Annotated in this window: 19 protein-coding genes; 17 read left to right on the plus strand and 2 right to left on the minus strand. The window is 68.7% G+C overall.

Annotation, left to right across the window (positions count from 1 at the left end):
* Positions 1-3: 3 nt before the first annotated feature.
* From R8F63_06210 to coaE, 9 genes are all read left to right on the plus strand, one after another.
* Entirely contained in the window at positions 4-1,284 is a 1,281-nt protein-coding gene (locus R8F63_06210) for a P-loop NTPase (protein ID MDW3218189.1), read from the plus strand.
* 73 nt (positions 1,285-1,357) lie between these two features.
* Positions 1,358-2,779, plus strand: a complete 1,422-nt coding sequence (locus R8F63_06215) for a CpaF family protein (protein ID MDW3218190.1) — start codon at positions 1,358-1,360, stop codon at positions 2,777-2,779.
* Positions 2,776-4,734 (plus strand): type II secretion system F family protein, encoded by a 1,959-nt coding sequence (locus R8F63_06220; protein MDW3218191.1) that lies wholly within the window; start codon positions 2,776-2,778, stop codon positions 4,732-4,734. Before R8F63_06215 ends, R8F63_06220 begins: the two co-directional genes overlap by 4 nt.
* A gap of 6 nt (positions 4,735-4,740) precedes the next feature.
* The gene (locus R8F63_06225) at positions 4,741-5,670 is read left to right on the plus strand and encodes a type II secretion system F family protein (GenBank protein ID MDW3218192.1); all 930 of its coding nucleotides are present in this window, start codon (positions 4,741-4,743) and stop codon (positions 5,668-5,670) included.
* A gap of 19 nt (positions 5,671-5,689) precedes the next feature.
* On the plus strand, positions 5,690-7,132 hold the full coding sequence (locus R8F63_06230; protein MDW3218193.1) for a hypothetical protein: 1,443 nt from the start codon (positions 5,690-5,692) through the stop codon (positions 7,130-7,132).
* A gap of 95 nt (positions 7,133-7,227) precedes the next feature.
* Positions 7,228-9,042: a GAF domain-containing sensor histidine kinase gene (locus R8F63_06235; protein ID MDW3218194.1), complete on the plus strand. Its 1,815-nt coding sequence runs from the start codon at positions 7,228-7,230 to the stop codon at positions 9,040-9,042.
* A gap of 148 nt (positions 9,043-9,190) precedes the next feature.
* Positions 9,191-9,820 (plus strand): response regulator transcription factor, encoded by a 630-nt coding sequence (locus tag R8F63_06240; protein MDW3218195.1) that lies wholly within the window; start codon positions 9,191-9,193, stop codon positions 9,818-9,820.
* 214 nt (positions 9,821-10,034) lie between these two features.
* The gene (locus R8F63_06245; protein MDW3218196.1) at positions 10,035-10,226 is read left to right on the plus strand and encodes a hypothetical protein; all 192 of its coding nucleotides are present in this window, start codon (positions 10,035-10,037) and stop codon (positions 10,224-10,226) included.
* 18 nt (positions 10,227-10,244) lie between these two features.
* Positions 10,245-10,868, plus strand: coding sequence for a dephospho-CoA kinase (coaE, locus tag R8F63_06250; GenBank protein MDW3218197.1), 624 nt, complete (start codon positions 10,245-10,247; stop codon positions 10,866-10,868).
* 43 nt (positions 10,869-10,911) lie between these two features.
* Here the strand turns inward: coaE and R8F63_06255 are convergent, their stop codons facing one another.
* Positions 10,912-11,664 (minus strand): hypothetical protein, encoded by a 753-nt coding sequence (locus R8F63_06255; GenBank protein ID MDW3218198.1) that lies wholly within the window; start codon positions 11,662-11,664, stop codon positions 10,912-10,914.
* A 38-nt stretch (positions 11,665-11,702) separates the two neighbouring features.
* On the opposite strand from R8F63_06255, the gene uvrB reads away from it, so the two are divergent.
* The 8 genes from uvrB (at position 11,703) to R8F63_06295 (ending at position 23,686) form a co-directional block, all read left to right on the plus strand.
* On the plus strand, positions 11,703-13,748 hold the full coding sequence (gene uvrB, locus R8F63_06260; protein MDW3218199.1) for an excinuclease ABC subunit UvrB: 2,046 nt from the start codon (positions 11,703-11,705) through the stop codon (positions 13,746-13,748).
* A gap of 39 nt (positions 13,749-13,787) precedes the next feature.
* Positions 13,788-15,476, plus strand: a complete 1,689-nt coding sequence (locus tag R8F63_06265; protein ID MDW3218200.1) for a hypothetical protein — start codon at positions 13,788-13,790, stop codon at positions 15,474-15,476.
* A 44-nt stretch (positions 15,477-15,520) separates the two neighbouring features.
* Positions 15,521-18,364, plus strand: a complete 2,844-nt coding sequence (uvrA, locus tag R8F63_06270) for an excinuclease ABC subunit UvrA (protein MDW3218201.1) — start codon at positions 15,521-15,523, stop codon at positions 18,362-18,364.
* Between the two features lie 154 nt (positions 18,365-18,518).
* Entirely contained in the window at positions 18,519-19,862 is a 1,344-nt protein-coding gene (locus tag R8F63_06275; protein ID MDW3218202.1) for a sugar transferase, read from the plus strand.
* Positions 19,862-20,953, plus strand: coding sequence for a glycosyltransferase family 2 protein (locus tag R8F63_06280; protein ID MDW3218203.1), 1,092 nt, complete (start codon positions 19,862-19,864; stop codon positions 20,951-20,953). Before R8F63_06275 ends, R8F63_06280 begins: the two co-directional genes overlap by 1 nt.
* Complete coding sequence (locus tag R8F63_06285) at positions 20,950-21,975, plus strand: Gfo/Idh/MocA family oxidoreductase (GenBank protein MDW3218204.1); 1,026 nt, start codon at positions 20,950-20,952, stop codon at positions 21,973-21,975. Before R8F63_06280 ends, R8F63_06285 begins: the two co-directional genes overlap by 4 nt.
* The gene (locus R8F63_06290) at positions 21,972-23,075 is read left to right on the plus strand and encodes a DegT/DnrJ/EryC1/StrS family aminotransferase (protein MDW3218205.1); all 1,104 of its coding nucleotides are present in this window, start codon (positions 21,972-21,974) and stop codon (positions 23,073-23,075) included. Before R8F63_06285 ends, R8F63_06290 begins: the two co-directional genes overlap by 4 nt.
* Positions 23,075-23,686, plus strand: coding sequence for an acyltransferase (locus R8F63_06295; GenBank protein MDW3218206.1), 612 nt, complete (start codon positions 23,075-23,077; stop codon positions 23,684-23,686). The genes R8F63_06290 and R8F63_06295 overlap by 1 nt, the downstream gene beginning before the upstream one ends.
* On the opposite strand, the gene R8F63_06300 is transcribed toward R8F63_06295, so the two are convergent.
* Positions 23,671-24,555 (minus strand): sulfotransferase, encoded by an 885-nt coding sequence (locus tag R8F63_06300; protein ID MDW3218207.1) that lies wholly within the window; start codon positions 24,553-24,555, stop codon positions 23,671-23,673. The genes R8F63_06295 and R8F63_06300 overlap by 16 nt on opposite strands.
* Positions 24,556-24,628 lie beyond the last annotated feature (73 nt).

Raw genomic sequence — 24,628 nt, forward strand, 5'->3', positions numbered from 1 at the left:
CAGATGTCGAGCTTCTTCACCGACGACACCAGCGCCGAGGACATGGACCTCGGTGGTGAGGGCGAATCGTTGGTCCCTGACTCCGCTGCTCCGGCAGACGGCTTCTCGGGCTCGACTTCCGCTCCTTCCGTCAACCTGGTCGTCATCGACCCGGACGACGTCGCCCGCAACCGGCTGGTCGAACAGCTGGGGAACGACGTCAGCAGCTTCCCCGTCGTCGAGGATCTCGTTCCGTACCTGAACGGTGAGCCCATCGTGATCGTGCTCGGTCCGAGCTGTGCCGTCGACGGCACGCTCAACTCGGTCGAGCGCGTCATCCAGGCCCATCGTGAGCTCGGTGCGATCCTCGTCGCCGAGGAGCTGACCACCAACCTCCTCCAGCAGGCCCTGCGCTCCGGCGTCAAGGACGTGTTGGCATCGCCCGCCGACGTCACCCAGTTGCACGAGGCCATCGGCCGAGTCAGCTCCTCGATGTCGTCGTCGCCCTCGGCCCCCACCGCCGGTGAGGAACTCTTCGAGGACGACGGAGAACAGGGTCAGGTCATCACGGTCTTCTCGACCAAGGGTGGCGCCGGCAAGTCGATGATCGCGACGAACCTCGGCGTGACGCTCGCCCAGCGCAGCGACAAGCCGGTCTGCCTGGTCGACGCGGACCTCCAGTTCGGTGACATCGCCGTCATGCTGAAGCTCTCGCCCCAGCACACCATCGTGGACGCGGTCAGTTCGCTCGATCGCCTCGATGCGAGCCTGCTGCAGAACCTGCTCGTGACCCACGAGTCGTCCGGCCTGCTCATCCTCCCGGCCCCGCTCGAGCCCGCCTTCGCGGACCAGATCGGCGCCACCGAGATGATGCAGATCGTGGAGGTGCTCCGGCGCTTCTGCAGCCACGTCATCGTGGACACGCCGGCCTACTTCAACGACGTGGTGCTCGGCATGATCGAGATCAGCGACGAGGTCATGCTCGTCGCCGGCATGGACATCCCGAACATCAAGAACGTGAAGATCGGTCTGCAGACGCTGCGGCTGCTCAACACGCCGATGGAGAAGCTCCATCTGATCCTGAACCGGGCCAACTCGAAGGTGAAGCTCGACGTCACCGAGGTCGAACGGACGCTCCAGGTGAGTGCCGACATCCTCATCCCGAGCGACATCGTCGTGCCCCAGTCGGTCAACCGTGGTGTGCCCGTCGTCCAGAGCTCGCCCCGTTCCGGCGTGGCGAAGTCCCTCGAGGAGCTCGCCAGCATGTTCCTTCCCGCCAACGCGGGCAAGGGACGCAAGAAGTAGCCCGCCCGCCCTTTCCGAAGTCCAGAGCCAACCACCGAATGCCGGGACCTGATCCCGGGAGGAATCGACGAACATGAGTCTCTACAAGCGTCTCCATGAGGTCCAGCAGGGGGCCGAAGAAGACAACGCCGCTTCCGGCGGTTCGGGTGGCGGCATCGCCGCTGCGGCCAAGGCCGCGCAGGCCGGCGGCACCGCCGCTCGGCGAGACCCCGTGCTCGACGAACTCCGGCAGCGGATCCACCACAGCCTCATCGAAGAGCTGGGCCCGATCCTCTACGACAGTCGGCTCTCGGAAGAGGACCTCCGCAAGAAGGTCCACGAGCAGCTCCACCATGCCCTCGCCCTTGAGCGGGCGCCCCTGTCGGCGTCCGACAAGGCGCAGCTGATCCAGGACGTCTCGGACGACATCCTCGGCTACGGCCCGATCGACCCGCTCCTGCGGGACGACGACGTGTCGGAAATCATGGTGAACGGCCCCGACTCGGTCTACGTCGAGCGCAGCGGCAAGCTGTCGAAGGATCCGGTGACCTTCGTCGACGAGGCGCATCTGCGTCGCATCATCGACAAGATCGTGGGTCAGGTCGGCCGTCGCATCGACGAGTCCACCCCGATGTGTGACGCCCGTCTGCCCGACGGTTCCCGTGTGAACGCGATCATCTCGCCGCTCACCATCGGCGGACCGTTCCTCACCATCCGTAAGTTCAAGGCCGATCCGCTTCAGGTCGACGACCTGATCCGCTTCGGCACGATGGACGCCAACGCCGCCCGCTTCCTGCAGGCCTGCGTGGTCGGTCGACTGAACATGATCGTCTCCGGTGGTACCGGTACCGGTAAGACGACGACCCTCAACGTCATGTCGTCGTTCATTCCGGAGGGCGAGCGCATCGTCACGGTGGAGGACGCCAAGGAGCTCCAGCTCCACCAGGATCACGTGCTCTGCCTCGAGACCCGCCCGCCGAACATCGAAGGCCGGGGCGCCGTCTCCATCCGCGATCTCGTGAAGAACTCCCTGCGTATGCGGCCCGACCGCATCGTCGTCGGTGAGTGTCGTGCCGGTGAGGCGTTGGACATGCTCCAGGCCATGAACACGGGCCACGACGGCTCGCTGACCACGGTCCACGCCAACACCCCGCGAGACACGCTCAGCCGTCTCGAGACCCTGACCCTCATGGCCGGCTTCGACCTGCCGGTGCGGGCGATCCGTGAACAGATGGCCTCGGCCATCGACGTGATCGTGCAGATCGCCCGTCTGCGTGACGGCTCGCGTCGCATCACCCACATCACCGAGGTCCAGGGCATGGAGGGTGACGTGATCACGCTCCAGGACATCTTCCTGTTCGACTTCAGCGCCGGTGTCGACGACAACGGCCGCTACCGCGGTGTGCTCAAGCCCACCGGTATCCGCCCCAAGTTCGCGGAGAAGCTCACCGCCGAAGGCATCCGCCTCGGTCCGGAGACCTTCCAGCCGAACGGCGGGGGCATGGGGGCACAGTGACCTTCCGTTCCGCCTTCCGACTCCGCGGGAGCCGCGTCGCCGGGGTGTTCGCCGCGATCTTGATGATCATGGGCGGACTCCAGGTGTCGATCGCCGCGGCCCAGGACGACACCGAGGCCGAGGAAGCGGTCGCGCCGCCCGTCCTCATGCTCGTCGACACGGTCGACGACCCCTACGTGCTCGTCCGCTACGCCGTCGAGCCGACGACCGCGACCGTCACCATCTCGGGGACGGACGCCGAGACCGGTTCGCCCGTGGCCATCGCCGACTCCGATCTGGCGGTCCAGACCGCCATCGTGATCGACAACAGTGCGGCCTCGGCCGAGCACCTCGACGCGTTCATCGACGCGGCCGAGGCCTACATCGCCGGCGCCGGGGAGAACGAGGAGATCTCGATCTGGACCACGGGCGGCGTCGCTCGGGTCCGTGTCGGCCTCAACGACGACCACGCCCGGACGGACGCGATCGTCGAGGGCATCGTGTCCGCCGCCGGCGGCAACATGCTCTTCGACGGCATCCGCAGCGCGGCTCTCGAACTCGGTTCGACCGGTGCCGGAGCGACCAACCTCCTGGTCCTCGCCGGTTCGATCGACGGCGGCTCGGTCGCCGACGCATCCGCCGCCCGTGGCGCGGCCCAGGCGGCCGACGCGTCGGGCTTCGCGGTCGCGGCCGACGAGTCCGTCGTCGGCTCCATGCGGGGCTTCGTGTCCTCCACCTACGGCGGCGCCTTCGCCGCCACCGAGGTCGCCGAGGAGATCGCCGGCTACGGCGGATCCGTTTCCCAGGTCGTCAACAACACCTGGCAGATTCCCTTCGAATCCGAGCAGATGGCCGATGCCAACCAGCTCACCGTCACCGTCGACGACACGTCGATCCGCGCCTCCTTCACGGCCGGTTCCACGACGTCGGGTGTGGCCCTCGCCCCGTTCGCGGAGCAGGGTGACAGCAATCTGCCCGGGCTCGGCTTCCTGCAGAGCGACACCGGCCGGATGCTCGGCGTGCTCTTCGGTGCCATCGCGGCGGGACTGGGTGCCTACGCGGTCGTCATGCTCACGCAGAAGGACGAGTCCGGACTCAAGAACGTGCTGCGGGCCTACGACGATCCGTACGGCCAGACCGTGGTCGAGGACGACGGCGAGTCGGCCATGGCCCGGAGCGCGCTGCTCAAGCGTGCCGTCGAGATCACCGAGGGCCTGGCCGAGCGTCGAGGCATGCTCGCCCGCCTCGAGCAGACACTCGAGCAGGCGGACCTTCCCCTTCGCGCCGGTGAGGCACTCACCGCCGGCGCCGGTATCGCCGCCGCCTTCTTCGTGGTCGGCCTCCTGCTGACCGGCTCGTGGCCGGGCATGCTCGTCCTGGGCATCCTCGGCATCCTGGTGCCGGGTTTCCTGGTTCGCTTCAAGGCATCCAAGCGCCAGAAGGCGTTCATGTCGCAGCTCCCGGACACCCTCCAGCTGCTGTCGTCGACCCTCAAGGCCGGCTACTCGTTCATGCAGGGTGTGGAAGCCGTCTCCCAGGAGGTCGAGGACCCGATGGGTGGCGAACTCCGCCGCATCGTGACCGAGGCCCAGCTGGGCCGCCCGCTCGAAGAGGCCATGGACGCCTCCGCCGAGCGCATGGACTCGCCGGACTTCGCCTGGGCCGTCATGGCCGTGAAGATCCAGCGGGAGGTCGGCGGCAACCTGTCGGAGCTCCTCCTCACCGTCGCCGAGACGATGACGGAACGCGAGCGCCTCCGTCGAGACGTCGCCACGCTGACCGCCGAAGGAAAGATGAGCGCCATCGTTCTCGGCGCCCTCCCGATCCTGCTCGGTCTCGCCATGTGGGGCATCAACCCCACCTACATCAACACCCTCTTCACCGACGGCTTCGGCAAGGTGCTGCTGGGCATGTCCATCGTTGCGGCTCTCGCCGGCTTCGCATGGATGAAGAAGATCATCAACATCGACATCTGAGGCATCGTGTTCGATCTGTCACCCCAAATCGCAACGGCCCTGTTCGGCGGCGGCATCGCCCTCGCCATCTGGGCAATCGCCTCGCAGGCGCACGAGAAGTCGGTCGTTCGCGACTCGCTTCGGGCGCTCGAGGACTATGAGGTCGAGTCGGTCCGCGATCAGGAGCTCCTGAACCCGCTCGCCCAGCGGGCGCTGCTCCCGATCCTCGGTGCGCTCACGTCACTCGGTCGGCGCCTGACGCCGGTCGGCTACATCGACGGTGTCCGTCACAAGTTCGTCCTCTCGGGGCGTCCGCAGACGGAGGTCATCGATCGCTTCCTCGCGATGCGCGTGGTCACCGTCGTGATGGTGCCCGTCGCGTTCTACGTCTTCTACATCTGGAACCCGATCGGCCTCGGCGGCACGACCCAGCTCGGCGTGACCGCGCTGGCGTGTCTGCTCCTGATCGTCGGCCCCGATGCCCAGCTCAACCGGGCGGTCGAGGATCGCCAGAAGCAGATCCTTCGAGGACTGCCGGACATCATCGACCTCCTGGTGATCTCCGTGGAGGCCGGACTCGGTTTCGAGCAGGCCCTCCAGCGCACGATCGTCAGTGTCCCGGGCTCGCTCAGCGACGAGTTCGCCCGCATGCTCGGTGAGGTCCGCGCCGGTTCGACCCGGGCCGAGGCGATGCGGGCCATGGACGCCCGCATCGAGGTCTCCGAGGTCCGCAGCTTCGTGCTGGCGATCCTCCAGGCCGACACGTTCGGTGTCTCCATCGGTCGTGTGCTTCGCGGCCAGGCCGAGGAGATGCGTATCAAGCGTCGTCAGATCGCGCAGGAAAAGGCGCAGAAGGCGCCCGTCAAGATGCTGATCCCGATGGTGTTCTGCATCTTCCCGGCGCTCTTCACGATCGTGCTGGGTCCGGCCGTGATCCGGATCATGAACAACTTCTGACGTTTCCGTCGAGTCGATCATGACCTCCACCGAGCCGACGCAGGAGTCGCCGGCTCCCCGGTTCCCGTTGAACCTGGGCGTGCTCTTCGGCTTCGCCATGGCCCTCGTGGGCATGGGCTTCGGGGCGACCCGCATCTCGGACAACAGCTTCCTGACGCACCTGGCCACCGGCCGGGAGATGTTCGACGGCGGCTCGTTGCGCATCGTGCGCGAGGACGTCTTCACCTGGACGTCCGGCGGCGACAGCGTCGTCGTCCAGTCCTGGCTCGCGTCGCTCGTCTACGGGCTGGTCGACGAGATCGCCGGCTTCCACGGGCTCCGCCTGCTCACCGCGGTGCTCGCGGCCGCGCTCGCGGCGATCGCCTGGCGCCTCACGGCCGCCCAGCCCAGCATCGTCACCCGGCTCGCGATCATGGTGCCGCTGCTCGCCATCGGTTTCGTCAACTGGTCCGAGCGGCCGTTGCTCATCGCCTTCGTGCTCTTCGGGGCCACGATGCTCGTGGCCGAGGGCGACGGTCGCCCGCGATGGCTCGCGGTCATCGGTGCGTTGTGGATCAACGTCCACGGCAGCTGGCCGCTGGGCATCGTCTATCTCGTCGCCCGCGGCTTCGGCGCGTTCGCCGACCGCGAGGACTGGCGCCGCGAGCGCGACGGCGTGGTCGCGCTCGGGGCCGGAATGCTCGTCGGCGGGGTGGTCAATCCCTACGGCCCGGCACTGCTGTTCTTCCCGCTCGAGCTCCTCGGCCGCCAGGAGGTCCTGGCCCACGTCGTCGAATGGCAGTCGCCCGAGTTCGATCGACTCTGGACCCGGGCGTTCCTGGTGATGGTGGCAGCCGTCGTCGTGGCGCTCATGCGGCGGCCGCGCTGGCGTGACGCCGTGCCCGCGCTCGTCTTTCTCGCCGCGGCGCTCGTGGGGCGACGCAACATCGCCCTCGCGTCGCTGGTCATGCTGCCCGTCCTGGCCCGGGGTCTCCCCGCGATCGGTCGCCTGGGCGCGGCGTACACCACCGATGCCGTGCGTCGTGCCGTGCCGCTCCTGGCGGTGCTGCTCGTCGCGGTTCCCCTGCTCGCGATGGACCGGCCCCATGTCGACGTCTCCCGCTTCCCCGAGGATGCCGTCACCGCCATGGAGGACGAGCTCGACCTCGTCCCGGGCGAGACCCGGATCATCCACCAGGACTTCGTCGGGAACTATCTGGGGGCGCGCTACGGCGATGCCCGCGCCGCGTGGATCGACGACCGCTTCGAGCTCCACGACCCCTCCTTGGTGGAGGACTACATCACGCTGCTCGACGGCGACCCCGCCTGGTCGACGGTCCTCGACCGCTACGAGGCCGAGGCGATCCTCTGGCCGTCCGACGGGGTCCTCGTGGAGCTCGCCACCGGCATCGGCGGATGGACGCCGGTGTGGTCCGACGACGACTGGACGGTGCTCTGCAACCCGGCCCGGAGGCTCTGTTGACTTGCGGGGCGCAACTCCTTTCTCCGGCCCTTCCGCTGCCGATGGGAACAGCCCCACAGGCGTGGACCGACTTCCCGGGGTGAGACGTGGACATCATGAGTGATCTCAAGACGCCGAACGAGGCGTCTCCGGCCGACGCAGAGCGCCTGCGTAAGCCGTCGAGTCACCGGGCCAACTCCTGGCTGCGTCCTCTTGCCCGCATCGGCCGGGCCAGCGACGGCTACGAGGGCCCGACGCCGGGACCGGCCATGGTCGACCGCGTCGACCGGCTGGCCAGCTTCGCGCCGGCGATCCTCGCGATCCGTTGGGGTATGACGGCGGTCTCGCTCGCCCTCTCGGGGACCGCCTTCGTCAACTCGGACTGGGAGGTCGTGCTGTGGTGCATGGGCCTCGTGAGCTACACGGTGATCCGCACGATCACCCCGCTGCGCTACAACGGCGACGTCCGCTCGCTCATCCAGGTCTTCTTCGAGATCGCCCTCCACGTCGCGGCGGTCGCCTCCACCGACTACTGGGAGTCGCCGTTCGTCTTCTCGCTGATGACGGCGATCATCGTCGCCGGCTTCGCCCGCGGCTTCGGCTTCGGCCTGCGGATCGCGATCGGTGCCGCGCTCGCGCTGGCGCTGGGTGACGCCGCCCGGGCGGGCTACGAGCTCCAGGACCTCCGCGTCTCGCTCCAGTGGTCGGCCGTCCTCCTCCTCGTGGGCGTGGTCGCCGGCTACGCCCGGCGGATCAGCGGCGAAGCCGATCTCCAGCACTCGCTCGCCCTCGATCGCCTCGACCGGCTCTCCGATGCGAATGCGCTGCTCTTCTCGCTGCACCGCGTCGCCCAGACGCTGCCGGCGTCGCTCGACCTCGGTGACGTGCTCGACACCACCGTCGCCCGCCTTCGCGGCCTCGTCGACTTCGACGCCGTCGCCGTGCTCGTCTTCGACGACACCGATGCCAGCTGGCAGGTCATCCGCCGGGAGGGGGCGGCCTTGCCGAGTCGTCTCGGCCCGACCGAGCTGCCGCGACCACTCATGGACGCGATGTCGTCCAACCGCATGGTCGAGGAGCCCGACCTGAGCCAGCCCCGCGGCCCGGGCATCTCGCCGATGTCGTCCTCGGGCATCTACACGGTACTCCCGGCTCGCGGCTCGATCATCGGGCTGCTGGCCGTCGAGTCCCGGCAGCCCAACGCCTTCGGTCGACGTGACATCGAACTCCTGAACGGCTTCGTCGAGCCGGTCGCGCTCGCGATCGACAACGCCCGCTGGTTCGCCCGTCTGCGGACGGTCGGCGCCGACGAGGAGCGCACCCGCATCGCCCGCGATCTCCACGACAACATCGGTCAGTCGCTCGCCTATCTGGCGTTCGAACTCGATCGTCTGGTCAGCAAGAACGCGAAGGAAGAGGACCTGGGCGGCTCGCTCGAGCAGCTGCGCAGCGATCTCCGCGGTGTCATCGGCGAGGTCCGCGACACGCTCTACGACCTGCGCACCGATGTGTCCGACCAGCTCGAGATCGGCGAGGTGCTCGAACAGTTCGGGGCCCGGGTCATGGAACGCACGGACCTCGACATCCGCGTCTACGCCGATCGGAGCGGGCCCCGTCTGCCGCTGCTCCAGGAGCGGGAGATGTGGCGGATCGCCCAGGAGGCGATCGTCAACGTCGAACGCCACGCCGAAGCCAACGGCGTCGCCATCCGCTGGCGCTGCGACGGCGAAGCCGCCGCCCTCGAGATCGCCGACGACGGCAAGGGATTCCCGGTCGGGAAGGCCGGCCGGATCGACTCCTACGGGATCATGGGGATGCGCGAACGAGCGTCCTCCATCGGCGCCACGCTCGAGCTGCACACCGAGGAAGGACGCGGCACCGTCGTGCGCTGCTTCCTCGCCGCCGACCGCAACGCAGGACGGCGTTCGTGACGCGGCGCGACCACGCCGTGCCCGGATTGCCTAATGAAGTGGTCCGGACGACCGATGGATTCTCGGGCCGGAGAGGGCCCACTGACACATGGCGGCCACCCTGGTCGCCGACGTATCGAGGAAATCAGGCACGATGACCATTCGATTGATGCTCGCTGATGACCACCGGATGCTCCGGGAGGGACTCAGCCGTTCGATGTCCGAACATGGTTTCGACGTCGTCGGGGAGGCCCGCGACGGTGTGGAAGCCGTCAACATGGCGTACTCCCTCACGCCGGACGTCGTGCTGATGGATGTCTCGATGCCGGAGATGGACGGCGTGGAGGCATGCCGCCAGGTCCGCATGGCCGTCCCCGGCACCAAGGTCGTGATGCTGACGATGCACGCCGATCAGGACGTGCTGGCCAACGCCATTCGTGCCGGCGCCTGCGGCTATCTCGTCAAGGACTGCTCGACCGAGGAGATCGCCGACGCCGTCCGCATGGCTTCCAACGGCGACACCGCCCTCTCACCCCAACTCGCCGCCTCGATGCTCGACGAAGTCCGCAAGCTCGACCAGGCCCCCACCCGCGAGGACCGTGTGGTCACGAAGCGCGAAGAGGAAGTGCTCCAGCTCATCGCCGACGGCTGCTCCACGTCCGAGGTCGCCGAACAGATGTACATCAGCCAGAAGACGGTGAAGAACCACCTCGCCTCGATCTACCAGAAGCTGGATGCCCGGGACCGCACGCAGGCCGTGCTCCAGGCGGTGCGGATGGGCATCGTCTCCCTCGAGTAGTCGACCTCGGCCGGAGACTCTCCTCTCCACGAACGTGATGCGGGACCGCCCTCCGGGGCGGTTTCGCCGTTTTCGGCCCACCTGGGCCGTTCGGCCGGGGTCATGGGCCGTGGGTCCCATGCGATGGGTCGAACGGGCCATCTAGGCCGTTTGCCCCAGTGACGAAAACAACGGTGACAGAGACCGACCAGTTTCGAGCGGGAGTCCGACCCTCATGAACCGTCACAGCCACCAGGATCCCGGGACCGAGCGCGGTGCCTCGCTGGTCGAATACGTGCTGATGATCTCCCTGATCCTGCTCGTGGCGCTCGCCGGTGTCTCCGCATTCGGCGAGACGCTCACCGGCAACGTCAACGACTCGGCGAGCCGCGTCGTGTCCGCCCAGGGCGGCAACTTCGGCCCCTGACCGGCTACCGTCCCCGCCGTGATCGAGATCGGATTGACGGGCGGGATCGGAAGCGGCAAGTCGACGGTGGCCGATGCACTCGTCGAGCGGGGAGCGGTCCTCATCGACGCCGATCGCATCGTCCGGGAGCTCCAGGAACCCGGCCGACCGGTGTTCGACGCCATGGTCGAGCGGTGGGGGAAGAAGATCGTCGCGAAGGACGGCACGCTCGACCGGGCAAAGGTCGCCGAGATCGCGTTCAGTGACGAGGACGAACTGAAGGCGCTCAACGACATCGTGCATCCCGCCGTCGGCCGGGAGATGGTGGCGCGGCGCAAGGCGGTGGAAGGCACCGACGCCGTCGTCATCCTCGACATTCCGCTGCTGGTGCGGGCGGACGGCACGTCCATCGCCGACCAGTACAGCAACCTCGCCGGCATCATCGTGGTGGACATCGATCCGGACCTCGCCGTCAAGCGACTGGTGAAGCACCGGGGGTTCACCCGGGCGGACGCCCGGGCCCGGATCGCCAATCAGGCCAGCCGCGAGGCCCGTCGGGCGGTGGCGGACCGTGTGATCGACAACTCGGGAACGCTCGAGGAGCTCGAGCCGCAGATCCGCTTCGTCTGGTCCTGGATCAAGACGCTCCCGCACCCCGCCTGACCGGCGCCCCGCCGGCAGGTGAAGCGGGGGTCAGACCCCTGCTTCATTCGCAGATGTCGAAGGCCCGGTAGCCGACATAGTCCATCGGGGCGTCGACGTTGTCGGCTCCCGCTCGATAGTCGCCCTCGCCGTCGTGGCTGACGAACACCAGGGGGAACTCGGGTGCGATCTGAGTCGTTCCGTCGACCGCGGCGGCGACGACACCGATCGTCTGGTTCCAGGCGACACCGTCGTCCATCACGATGTCGTCCGGCGTCGGCCCCTCGGGATCGAAGAATCCCGCAGCGCCGCGCTGGTAGGCCCACCCGGCCAGGACGTCGCCGTCGGCGTCACGGAAGAAGCGGATCCGGAGATTGCCCCACGAGATACGGCGTTCGTCGTCCTCGGTGCCCCCGTCGAGCGGGCAGCCGACGTTCCAGCCGGTGTCGGCGTCGGGCGCGCCATAGATGGCCGTCATGGCGTCGATCACGGTGTCGGCGGTCGTGCCGAGCGGGAGACCGAGGATCTCGCCGTTCACCGCGTTGGCCACCGGCGCCGGGGGAGGGGGCTCCGTGGTCGTGGTGGTCGTGGTCGTCGTGGAGGTGGTGGTGGTCGAGGTGGTGGTGGACGACGTCGTGGTCGTCGACTCCGATGTCGTCGGGGCTTCGGTCGTGGTGGTCGATGTGGTCGAGGTCGTGCCGTCGCCGGTCTCGGTGTCGTCGCCGTCGTCACCGCCGAAGGAGGCGAACAGGAGACCGAGGAGGATGCCGATCAACAGGACCACGATCGCCGCGAGGATCTGTTCACGTCGTGACATCTACGCAGCCTGTCACACCCCCTCGGTAGGTTGTCGGGATGGCACCGGTGACCGTCCCCTCCGACCGCATCCCGCTCAAGGTGGTCTCCGACTTCACCCCGGCGGGTGATCAGCCGGCCGCGATCGAGGCGCTCGCGGCGGGAATCGAGGACGGTGAGCGCTTCCAGACCCTGCTCGGCATCACCGGCTCCGGCAAGAGCGCCACGATCGCGTGGACGATCGAGAAGGTGCAGCGGCCCACCCTGGTGCTCGCGCCCAACAAGTCGCTCGCGGCCCAGCTCGCCAACGAACTGAAGGAGTTCTTCCCCGACAACCGGGTCGAGTACTTCGTGTCGTACTACGACTACTACCAGCCCGAGGCCTACATGCCTTCGAGCGACACCTACATCGAGAAGGACTCGTCGGTGAACGACGAGATCGACCGCCTGCGTCACTCGGCCACCTCGTCGCTGCTCACCCGCCGCGACACCATCGTCGTGGCGTCGGTGTCCTGCATCTACGGCCTCGGTTCGCCGGAGGAGTACGAGACCCAGCTCCTCGTGGTCCACAAGGGCGAGGAGCACGACCAGCGGTCGATCCTGCGCCGTTTGGTGGACCTCCAGTACGAGCGCAACGACATGAACCTCGTCCGGGGCAAGTTCCGGGTACGGGGCGACACGATCGAGATCCACCCCGCCTACGACGAGACCGCCGTGCGTATCGAGCTGTTCGGCGACGAGGTGGAGCAGATCACGGTCGTCGATCCGCTCACCGGCGAACGCATCGAGACGTTGGACGACCTGGTGATCTTCCCGGCAACCCACTACGCCACCAGTGAGGAGCGGATGCAGGCCGCGGTGAAGCGGATCGAGGCCGAGCTGGCGGATCAGCTCCAGCACTTCGAGAAGGAGGGCAAGCTCCTCGAGGCCCAACGTCTGCGCATGCGCACCGAATACGACCTCGAGATGATGCAGGAGCTCGGCTACTGCAACGGCATCGAGAACTACTCGGGCCCGATCGACGGTCGCAGCCCGGGCGAGGCGCCCTACACCCTGCTCGACTACTTCCCCGACGACTGGCTGATGGTGATCGACGAGAGCCATGTCGCCGTTCCCCAGCTCCACGGCCAGTACGAGGGCGACCGGAGTCGCAAGCAGACCCTCATCGAACACGGGTTCCGGCTGCCCTCGGCGGCGGACAACCGGCCCCTGCGGTTCGAGGAGGTCATGGAGCGGCTCAATCAGGTCGTGTTCCTGTCGGCCACCCCGGGCGCCTACGAGCTGGAGCGGTCGAGTCAGGTCGTCGAGCAGATCGTCCGCCCCACGGGTCTCATCGACCCGGAGGTGATCGTGAAGCCCACCAAGGGCCAGATCGACGACCTCCAGGAGCTGATCCAGGGGCGGGTCGACAAGAACGAGCGGGTGCTGGTCACCACCCTCACCAAGAAGATGGCGGAGGACCTCACCGACTACCTGCTCGAGCTCGGCGTGCGGGTCCGCTACCTCCACAGCGAGGTCGACACGATCCAACGGATCGAGATCCTGCGGGATCTGCGACTCGGCGAGTTCGACGTGCTCGTGGGCATCAACCTGCTCCGTGAGGGCCTCGACCTCCCCGAGGTGTCGCTCGTCGCGATCCTCGACGCCGACAAGGAGGGGTTCCTCCGCAGCGAGACCTCGCTCATCCAGATGATCGGTCGTGCCGCCCGAAACGTGGCGGGCCAGGTCGTGATGTACGCCGACCAGATGACCGATTCGATGCAGCGGGCCATCTCCGAGACGATGCGGCGCCGGGGGGTGCAGGAGCGCTACAACGAGGAGCACGGGATCGACCCCACGTCGATCCGCAAGGAGATCACCGACATCCTGTCGATGATCCGCCCCGCGGAGGACCGCGCCCCCGTGCCCGAAGCGCTCAGCGAGCTCGGCGCGAAACGGCGGGCCACCGAGGATCTCAGCGACCTCCCCGAGGACGAGCTGGAGCGGCTCATCCGCACCCTCGAACAGGAGATGCGCGACGCCGCGGTCGATCTGCGTTTCGAGTACGCGGCCCGCCTGCGCGACGAGATCAAGGACCTGAAGCGCGAACTGCGCGAGATGCGCTGACCGTCCTCCACTGGGGTCGATCGCGGCCGATAGGGGTTCGTGGCGACCACGACGAGACTCGCGCCTGCCCCCGCGCTCGAACCGACCCATTGGTACGAGCGCCCCCATCTCGCGGTGCCCGGGCTCGCCGCCCTGTTGATAGCCCTGCTCCTGCTGACCGACCCGATGGGATTCCTGTCGACCGATGTGGGCGGCAAGCTCGCCACCCTCGAAGCCATGGACCGCAACGGCGGCGTCTCACCGGATCTCGGTTACTGGGCGGCCGACGTCGATCCGGACGGATCGCTGTACCCCATGTTCCGCACGTCGCGGGTCGGCGACGCCTGGGTCAACGTCACCACGGTGCCGATGCTCCTGTTGGCCCTTCCCCTCTATCTGATGGGCGGCGCCCTCGCGGCCGGGCTCATCCCGGTGGCCGGCACGGTTCTCGCCGCGCTCGGCGCCCGGGCGCTCGCCCGTCGACTGGGCGCGGACGGCACGGCCGCCTTCTGGATCGTCGGCGCGGCATCGCCGCTGACCATCTACGCGCTCGACTTTTGGGAACACTCCCTCGGCGTCGCCTTGATGGTGTGGGCGGTCGCGCTCGCGCTCGACGCCTCGCAGCCCGACGGGCGAGCCCGCGGTGCGGTCGTCGTCGGCGTCCTCTTCGGGCTCGCTGCGGCGATGCGCCAGGAGGCGCTCGTCTACGGCTTCGTGACCGGGGCCGCGCTGGGCATCCGTCTCCTCGCGGGTGGCCGCCTCCTCCACGCCCTCGCGCGGGGCGGGGCGCTCCTGGCCGGTTTCGCCGCTGCGTTCGCCGCCAACTCCGTGGTCGAGGATCTCGTGATCGGCGACAGCCGGCGGGCCGGACGTTCGGCCGGCACCGCCTCGCGCGTCGGTGGCGACCTCGCCCTGCGGGCGGAGGAGGCCGTCATGACGCTGGCCTCGCCGTTCGCCCGCAGCCAGACCGTCTACCTCGTACTCGCGCTCGTGCTGCTGGGCGGTCTCGTCGAACTCGGACGTCGGGCCGATCTCGACACCGACGCCGTGCGGCCGATCGCGCTTTTGGTCGGCGCCATCGGCGCCCTCCTGGTCGTCGACATCGCGGCGAGCGGCATGGCCTTCGTGCCGGGACTCGCCGCGACCACGCCCGTCGCCGCGCTCGCGATCGGTCGCGGTTGGGGCAACGGCGACCAGCGCCTCGTGGCCGCGATCGCCCTCGTCTCGCTCCCGCTCGTCTGGGCCGTGCAGTACACCGGCGGCGCCGGCCCCCAGTGGGGCGGTCGCTACATCCTGTTGACCGGCACCCTCCTGACCGTGCTCGCGACCGTGGTGCTGCGAAGCGACCGGGCGCGTGTCGTGCTCCGTCGCGTCGCCCTGGCCGGTGCCGCGGTCACCCTCATCGGTGTGGCGTGGACGGTGCAGCGCACCCATGGCTTCGCCGACGCGGTGCAGAGCCTGGCCGACCGCGACGAACCGGTGCTCGTCTTCCACGATCCGCACCTGGCCCGCGAGGGCGGGGTGCTGGTGCTCGACGAGCAGTGGCTCGCGGCGACCGGCGACGAGGCGCGGGCCGAAGCGGCCGGCGTGCTCGCTGCGCTCGGCGTCGAGGAGATCGGGTTCGTCCAGCACGATCGGGGCGACGAACCGATCGTCCTTCCCGGCTGGGAGGTCGTCGCCGAGGAGCAGATCCCGCTCGTGAGCGGGCTGTACCTCCTCGTCTCCACCCAGGTACCCGCGAGCACCTGAAAACGAACACGTGTTCGGCGTGTGTATCCCGCTAGAGTGCCGCCGTGGCCGATCGACTCGTCATTCAAGGCGCCCGTGAACACAATCTTCGAGACGTCGATCTCGAGCTCCCGCGCGACCGGCTCATCGTGTTCACCGGCCTGTCGGGGAGCGGCAAGTCATCCCTCGCGTTCGACACGATCTACGCCGAGGGCCAACGGCGTTATGTGGAGTCGCTGAGCGCCTACGCCCGTCAGTTCCTCGGTCAGATGGACAAGCCCGATGTCGACTTCATCGAAGGCCTGTCGCCCGCGATCTCGATCGACCAGAAGAGCGCGTCGCGCAACCCGCGGTCCACGGTCGGCACCGTCACCGAGGTCTACGACTACCTGCGGCTGCTGTTCGCCCGGATCGGCGTTCCCCACGACCCGGAGACGGGTGAGGAACTCGTCCGCCAGACCCCCCAGCAGATCGTCGACAAGATCCTCGCGATGGACGAGGGCACCCGCTTCCAGGTGCTCGCACCGGTCGTCCGGGGCCGGAAGGGCACCTACGACACCCTCCTGCAGGATCTCGCCGGGCAGGGGTTCGCCCGGGCGATCGTGGACGGCGAGCCGCTCGAGCTCGCGGAAGAGCTCGAGCTGGAGTTGGAACGCTACGAGACCCACGACGTCTCGGTCGTGGTCGACCGTCTCGTCCTGCGTGAGGGCATCGAGCGGCGCCTCACCGACTCGATCGAGACCGCGCTCACCCTCACGGGCGGCGTCGCCGAGATGCAGATCGTGCCGAAGGAGGGCGACGGTGACCCGGAGACGATCGTCTTCAGCCAGCACCTCTCACGGCCCTCCGACGGCAAGTCGTTCGAGGAGCTCGCGCCCCGCAACTTCTCGTTCAACTCGCCCTACGGCGCATGCACCCACTGTGACGGGCTCGGCACCGTCTTCGAGGTCGACCCCCAGCTCGTGGTGCCCGATCCCGACGCCACGGTCGAAGGCGGCGCGATCAGTCCGTGGGCGGGCGGCCGGAGTCGCTACTTCTCGCGTCTCGTCGAGTCGATCTGCGACGAATACGACATCCCGATGGACAAGCCGTGGGAGAAGCTGACCAAGAAGCAGCGTGACCTGCTGCTCTACGCCAAGGGCGTGAAGGGCCGGCTCCAGGTCCGCTACAAGAACCGCTACGGCCGCACCCGCACCTATCAGGCCAAGTACGAGGGCGTCGTTCCCTATCTGATGCGCCGCCACACCGAGTCGGAGAGCGACGCGGCCCGAGAGGCCATCGAGGGCTACATGCGCCTGGTGCACTGCACCGAATGCGGGGGCTCGAGGCTGAACCCGCTGTCCATGGCGGTCACGATCGACGGCCACACGATCCACGACCTGTGCTCGATGTCGATCGCCGAGGCCGCGAAGACCCTCGGCGAGATGCAGCTCAACGACCGCGACACGATCATCGCCGAGCAGGTGTTGAAGGAGATCAACGCCCGTCTCGGCTTCCTGCTCGACGTGGGCCTCGACTATCTGAGCATGTCGCGCAACGCGGCAACGCTCGCCGGCGGCGAGGCGCAGCGCATCCGCCTGGCCTCGCAGGTGGGCTCCGGGCTGGTCGGCGTGCTCTACGTGCTCGACGAACCGTCGATCGGGCTGCACCAGCGGGACAACCAGCGGCTGATCGAGACCCTGCTGCGCATGCGCGATCTCGGCAACACGGTCCTCGTCGTCGAGCACGACGAGGACACGATGAAGGTCGCCGACCATGTGGTCGACATCGGGCCGGGCGCGGGGGAGCACGGCGGTCGGATCGTCCACTCCGGTACCTACAAACAGCTCCTGAAGAACAAGGACTCCATCACCGGGCAGTACCTGACCGGCAAGCGGGAGATCGCGGTTCCCGCCGTACGGCGGATCGGCGACGGCAGCAAGGTGGTCGTGCGCGGCGCCCGGGAGAACAACCTCAAGAACATCGACGTCGAGTTCCCGCTCGGCATGTTCGTCTGTGTGTCCGGGGTCTCCGGCTCGGGCAAGAGCTCCCTCGTGAACGAGATCCTCCATCGGGCCCTGATGCAACGGATCTACTCGTCGAAGGTGCCTCCCGGTCTCCACACCCGAGTCGAAGGCATCGACAACCTGGACAAGGTGATCGGCATCGACCAGTCGCCGATCGGGCGGACCCCCCGGTCCAACCCGGCCACCTACACCGGCGTGTTCGACCACGTCCGCAAGCTCTTCGCCCAGACCCAGGAGGCGAAGGTCCGCGGCTACCTCCCCGGCCGCTTCTCGTTCAACGTGAAGGGCGGCCGCTGCGAGGCATGCCAGGGTGACGGCACGATCAAGATCGAGATGCACTTCCTGCCGGACGTCTACGTCCCTTGTGAGGTGTGCAAGGGCGAGCGCTACAACCGCGACACGCTCGAGATCACCTTCAAGGGCAAGAACATCTCCGAGGTCCTGCAGATGCCGTGTGAGGAGGCGCTCGAGTTCTTCCAGAACCAGCCGGTGATCGCCCGGCACATGCAGACGCTCGTCGATGTCGGACTCGGGTATGTGCGCCTCGGACAGCCTGCGCCCACCCTCTCGGGTGGCGAAGCGCAGCGGGTCAAGCTCGCCAGCGAACTCGCGAAGCGATCCACCGGCCACACCTGCTACATCCTCGACGAGCCCACCACGGGCCTCCACTTCGAGGACATCCGCAAGCTGCTCGGCGTGCTCGGTCGTCTCGTCGATCAGGGCAACTCGGTGCTGGTGATCGAGCACAACCTCGACGTGCTGAAGACGGCGGACTGGCTGATCGATCTCGGTCCGGAGGGTGGCTCGGGCGGCGGCCAGCTGGTCGGCTGCGGCACCCCGGAGGAGATCGCCGAACTCCCCGAGAGCCACACCGGCCGTTTCCTCGCCCCATTGTTGGGCTGAGCAGGGGGTTCGCCGGCCGTCGGGCCCGTTCGACCGGGACGGTCACCGACTGATTTGGCCCCGTCTGGGCCTTGAGAACCATGGGCCTGTGCCGATGGGACTGCATGGAGAGGTTCCGAACGGCCCATGAGGCCGCGGCGACGGGCGCAGGCACATGCTGACCCGCCGGTTCCCCTTCGTTCTCGCGTACGGCGGCATCGCCGCGGTGATCCTCGGCTCGTCCAAGGCGCACGCCGCCTGGATCGCCGAGCACCCCTACGACTTCACCTCCAGTTTCCGGCTGCCGTGGGCGATCGCCTTCATCGCCCTCGTCGCCATGGCCACCTACTCGGTCGGGCTGCCCGACGTGCCCCGCCGGCCCCGCCAGATCGCCGCGGCGGCGATCGCCGCGGTGGTGGGTGGCGTCGTTGCCGTGTCGGCCCTGCAGCTGATGGTCGGCGCCGTGTCGATGCCCCGGTTCGTCATCGTCGCGTCGGCCCTCACGCTGATGCCGTGGCTGGCGCTCACCGCGGTGGTTGCGGCCCGCAGTCACACGCGGGCCCGCGGGCAGGACCGGGCGGTCGTCATCGGCGCCCAGGAGGACAGCCGAACGCTCATCCACGAGCTCGACGAGCGGTCCGAGCGGCCCGGCCATGTCGTCGCGGTGCTTCATCCCGACGAGGCTCGACCGACGGCGCAAGACCGCATGCCGATCCGTTCGTTGGTCGACGCGGAGGACGCGACCGTGGTGGTGCTCGACCGCGACGCCCAGTCCTGCCAACCGATCGTGGACCAGGTCGCCCTGCTCCACGAGCAGGGCACCCGCGTGCGGACGCTCTCGCTCTTCTACGAGCAGTGGCTCGGCAAGTTCCCGATCGGGGAACTCGAGCGGGTGTCGCTCATGTTCGACATCGGCGAGATCCACCGGTTGCGGTACGGCCGCCTCAAGCGGTTGATGGACCTGTCCGTGGCCGTGTTGCTCCTCCCGGCCCTCGCGCTCGCCATCCCCCTCGTCGCGCTCGGGAACCTCCTCGGCAACCGGGGACCGCTGTTCTTCCACCAGGACCGGGTCGGCAAGGGGGGCCGGGTCTTTCGCATCCACAAGTTCCGCACGATGGTGCCGGAGCTCGATCCGCCGGACGACTGGTCGCCGTGGACCGACGTCGAGGACAGTCGGGTGACACCGTTCGGGGCGTTCCTGCGGTCGACCCACGTCGACGAGCTCCCCCAGCTGTTGAACATCCTCAAGGGCGAGCTGTCGCTGGTCGGGCCCCGTCCGGAGCAGCCCCACTATGTCGATCAGCTTGCGGCGAAGCTGCCCTACTACCAGCTCCGCCACCTCGTGCAGCCGGGCCTGACCGGCTGGGCGCAGGTGAAGTTCCGCTACGCCCGCTCCGAGGCCGATGCCCTCGAGAAGCTCCAGTACGAGTTCTACTACCTGAGGCGCCAGTCGCTGGCCGTCGACCTCAGGATCCTCGCCCGCACCGCGCGGACGATCGTCCCGATGGGAGACCGCTGATGGCCGTGACCGCGCTCGCACTCGACGCATCCTCCGACCCCCGCCCGGCCCAGCCGGTGGTGTCGATCGCGGTCCCGATGCTGAACGAGGCCCGCTACATCCTGGCGTGCCTCGACAGCTTCGCCGCCCAGGACTACCCGCTCGACCACCTCGACATGATGGTGATCGACGGCGGCTCCGACGACGGGAGTCGCATCGTCGTCGAGGCCTATGCCAAGGAGCATCCGTGGGTGCGGGTGGTCGACAACCCGGTCGGCACCGCGGCCGCGGCGTTCAACGTCGGCATGTACGAAGCCCACGGTCAGGTGGTCTGCCTCTTCTCCTCGCACGGGGTCGCCGATCCGACATTCGTTTCGGCCAGCGTCGACGCCCTGCACCGCTCCGGCGCGGCCGGCGTGGGCGGCGAGTACCGCCACGAAGGGACCGACCCCCGCTCGGCGTCGATCGGCGCGGCGATGGTCTCACCCGTCGGCATGGCGTCCCCCCACCGCTTCGCCTCCGAAGCGCGGGACGTGGACACGATCTCGCATCCCGTCTACTGGCGCGACGCGATGCTCGCGACGGGGCCGTTCGACGAAGCGCTGAAGCGCAACTCCGACTACGAGTTCAACTATCGCGTCCGGGCCGGCGGGGAGCGCCTGCACTTCGACCCGGCGATCGGTTCGGTCTACCGCCCCCGTCCGACGCTCAACGCGTTGTTCCGCCAGTTCTGGTTCTACGGCAAGTGGAAGGCCCGGGTCGCGGAGCGCTACCCGGCCACACTGCGGCCTCGCCACCTCGTCGCTCCGGCCGCGGTGGTCGGTGCGGTCGCGGCGCCGTTCGCGCTGCTGGTTCGCCCGCTGCGGGTCCCGGTGGCCGTGGTCGCGGGGCTCTACGCGTCCCTGGTCGCCCTGGGTACCGCGAAGGCGTCGCGGGGCCGCGACGACCTCCACGTTCCGACCCTGGCGGCCGCGTTCCCGGTGATGCACAGCGCGTGGGGTGCGGGCTTCCTCGCATCGACCCTTCGCCGCCTCTTCGGCGGCCCTCGACTCTCCTCCGAGCAGGTGTCCGTCTCCGGACCCACTTCGGACTCTGAAAGGAACCCGACATGAGCATCGGAGTGGCCGTCATCGGCTACGGATACTGGGGGGTCAACCTGGCCCGCAACGTCGCTGCGGTTGCGGCGACCGACGTCATCGGCGTGGCCGATCCGAGCGCCGACCGCCGCGCGTTGGCCGCCGCCAACCTTCCCGGGATCGAGACCTGGGACACGCTCGAGGACGCGTTGGACGACCCGCGGGTCGACGCCGTCGTGCTCGCCACTCCTGCGTCGACTCACACGTCCATGGCGCTCGCCTCGCTCGAGGCGGGGCGCGATGTGCTGGTCGAGAAGCCGCTCGCCGAGACCTCGGCCGACGCCGAGAAGCTCCTCGACGTCGCCCGGGACCGCGGCCGCATGCTCATGGTCGGGCACACGTTCCTGTACTCGCCGACCGTGCTGGCCCTCGGTGACATGATCGACGCCGGTGAACTCGGCGCGATCCAGTACCTGTACTCGCAGCGCCTGAGCCTCGGCCGCATCCGCCGCGACTGCAACGCTCTGTGGAACTTCGCGCCCCACGACATCTCGATCATGCTCCACCTCCTGGACGACACGGTCACCGAGGTCACGGCCAAGGGCTTCTCGTTCATCGAGCCCGGGATCGACGACGTCTGCTTCGCCAGCCTCACGTTCGCGTCGGGGATCGGCGCCAACCTCCATGTGAGCTGGATCGATCCCCGCAAGACCCGCCTCATGACGGTGGTCGGCGACGAGAAGATGGCGATCTACAACGACGTCTCGGTGGACCAGCCCCTGTGGGTCGTGGACTCGGGTGTGGCCAAGGACCAGGACCTCGGCGAGTACGAGAGCATGGGCGACTTCCAGTGGCGGACCCGCTCGGGTGACATCGTCATCCCCCGCATCGAGATGTCCGAGCCGCTCCGCAACGAGATCTCGGCGTTCGCCGACGCCTGCGAGACCCGCGTGCCTCCCCGCACCGACGGACAGCACGGCCTGGAGGTCGTCCGGGTGCTGGAGGCGATCGACCGATCCGCCGGTGCGGCCGGCCGACCCGTGGAGCTCGACCGATGACCTCGACGCAACCGACCACGACGCCGGTTCCGTTCCAGGATCTCACCCGGCTCCACCGCAGCATCGCCGCCGAGATCGACGCCGCGATCGCCGATGTGATCGCTCGCTCCGCCTTCGTCGGGGCGGCATCGTCTGCACGTTTCGAGCAGGCCTTCGCCGCGGCCCACGGCGTGGACCACGCCCTCGGCGTCGGCTCCGGCACGGACGCGCTCGCGCTCGCGCTGCGGGCCCTCGGTGTCGGCCCCGGCGACGAGGTGATCGTGCCGGCCATGACGTTCGTCGCCACCGCCGAGGCGGTCGTCCACGCCGGCGCCGTCCCGGTGATCGCCGACGTCGACCCGACAACGCTCCTGCTCGACGAGCCGAGCGTCGCCGCCGTCCGCACCGATCGGACCGCGGCCGTCATGCCCGTCGACCTCTTCGGACACGTCGTGCCGTTCGCCACGATCGACAGCTGGCAGGCGGACGGACTCGCCGTCGTCGAGGATGCCGCCCAGGCGCATCTCGCCACATGGGAAGGCCGATCCGTCGGCGCGGTCGCCGACGCCGCGTGTTTCAGCTTCTACCCGGGAAAGAACCTGGGAGGCTTCGGTGACGGCGGCGCCGTCATCACGAACCGGGCCGACGTCGCCACGGGAGTCGCGAAGTTGCGGGACCACGGCCGCGAATCGAAGTACCTCCACGACGAGATCGGGTTCTGCAGCCGGCTCGACGGCCTCCAGGCCGCGGTCCTCGAGGTCAAACTCCGTCATCTGCCGACATGGACCGAGCAGCGGCGGACACTGGCCGATCGCTACCAGGAGCGCCTCGGCAGCCGTCTGGTGCCCTGGGAGGCGGGGGCGGTGCACCACCTGCTGGTGATGCGGGCCGACCCGGCCGGACGGGACCGCCTGCTCGACGCGCTGCGGGCCGAGGGGCTCGGCGTCGGTGTGCACTATCCGGTCGCGCTGACCCAGCAACCCTCGCTCGCTCCCTACCTGACCGCCCCGTGCCCGCACGCCGAGGCGGCGGCTGCGTCGGTGCTCTCGCTTCCGATGGACCCGCTCATGACGCTGACGCAGGTCGAGTACGTCTGTGACCTCGTGGAGGAGCTCAGCTGATGCCGACGGCCGACACGCTCCAGCGGGGCGAGGCCCCGCTCGCCGACGACGCGCGGGGGTTCGTGCACGAGACGTCGCGGGTCGATGCCGGCGCGACGGTCGGCGACCGGACGCGGATCTGGCACTTCAGCCATGTCCTGCGCGACGCTCGCATCGGCGCCGGCTGCAACATCGGCCAGAACGTCATGATCGGTGCGGCCGTGGTGGTCGGTGATCACTGCAAGATCCAGAACAACGTGAGCGTGTACGAGGGCGTCACCCTGGAGGACGGTGTGTTCTGTGGCCCCAGCTGCGTCTTCACCAATGTGGTGAATCCGCGCGCGGAGATCGAGCGCAAGGACGAGTTGCGGGAGACCCGGGTCGGCCGGGGCGCGACGATCGGCGCCAACGCGACCATCGTCTGCGGGCACGACGTCGGCGCCTACGCCTTCATCGCCGCCGGTGCTGTCGTGACGGCCCCGGTGCCGGCGCACGCACTCGTGGTCGGTGTTCCGGGCCGACAGATCGGGTGGGTGAGCCGCGGTGGCCACCGGCTCGCCGACGACCTCGTCTGTCCCGAGACGGGTGAGCGCTACGTCGAGACGGCCGACGGCCTTCAGCTCGTCAGCTGAGCGGCGCTCGGCGAGAACCGCTCCGGCACCAGGTGCCCGGGTCGACGCCGATCGACTCCCGTCGCCCGCTCCACAGCCGCGGCGACGCTCTCGAGCACGGACTGCGGAGCCGTCACCAGCGTCTCGTAGTCGGTGTCGACCCATGTGACCTGGGGAAACGCCTCGTGGGCAGCGTCGAGGGCCAAACGCACGCCGTGGATCTGCCCGCGGACCTGCTCCTCGGGTGAGCGGGCTCGGAGCGCCTCGACGTCGCGGGGTTCGACGGACCACCAGTTGTCGACGGAACCGGTCTCGCTCGCTCGAGCGCGGAGGATGCTCGCCGCCGTGTCGCCGGCATCGCGCCGGACGTCGATGACGATCGCCTCGGGGACGGCCGCCAGGATCGGCTCGAGCCGGACGCTGTTGACGACGTTCTTCCACACGACCGGCCGGTCGGCGCGCTGGATGAGCGCGCTCATGGAGCGGCGGAGGGCGAGGCGCGACCGCGGGGCGACGTCGTCGGCGGCGACCGCCTGCGGGGAGCGGGGAAAGAATCGATACCACCAGGTCGCCCCTTCGTGGGGTTCGCGGAGTGATCGGCCTCGTCCGTGGTCCGACCGGAAGTGTGTCGCGATCCCGGACTGCAGCCGGGTCGACACGAGGGCCGCCGGCGCGCCGGCGGCCACGTTGTGCCAGCCGGAGAACCACCCGATGTCGAGGCCGGCGATCAGCACCTGCTGGAGCAGCGACGTGCCCGAACGGGGCGCGCCGACGACGAGCAGGGGCGGGTGGAGGAGGGGGTCCGGCGCACGGTGGGCACGCTCGAGAACCGAGACGAGCGCCACCGTGCCGTGATGGGCGCGGCGAGCCGGAGCACGAAGGGGTCGCACCCCCTCCCATCGGCGGGCCCGGCCCGACAATTAGCGGGGATTGGCTCATCGCCGTGCGGCGAATTGCCGATGG

Source organism: Acidimicrobiales bacterium (genome assembly GCA_033344915.1).
Classification (GTDB): Bacteria; Actinomycetota; Acidimicrobiia; order Acidimicrobiales; family Aldehydirespiratoraceae; genus JAJRXC01.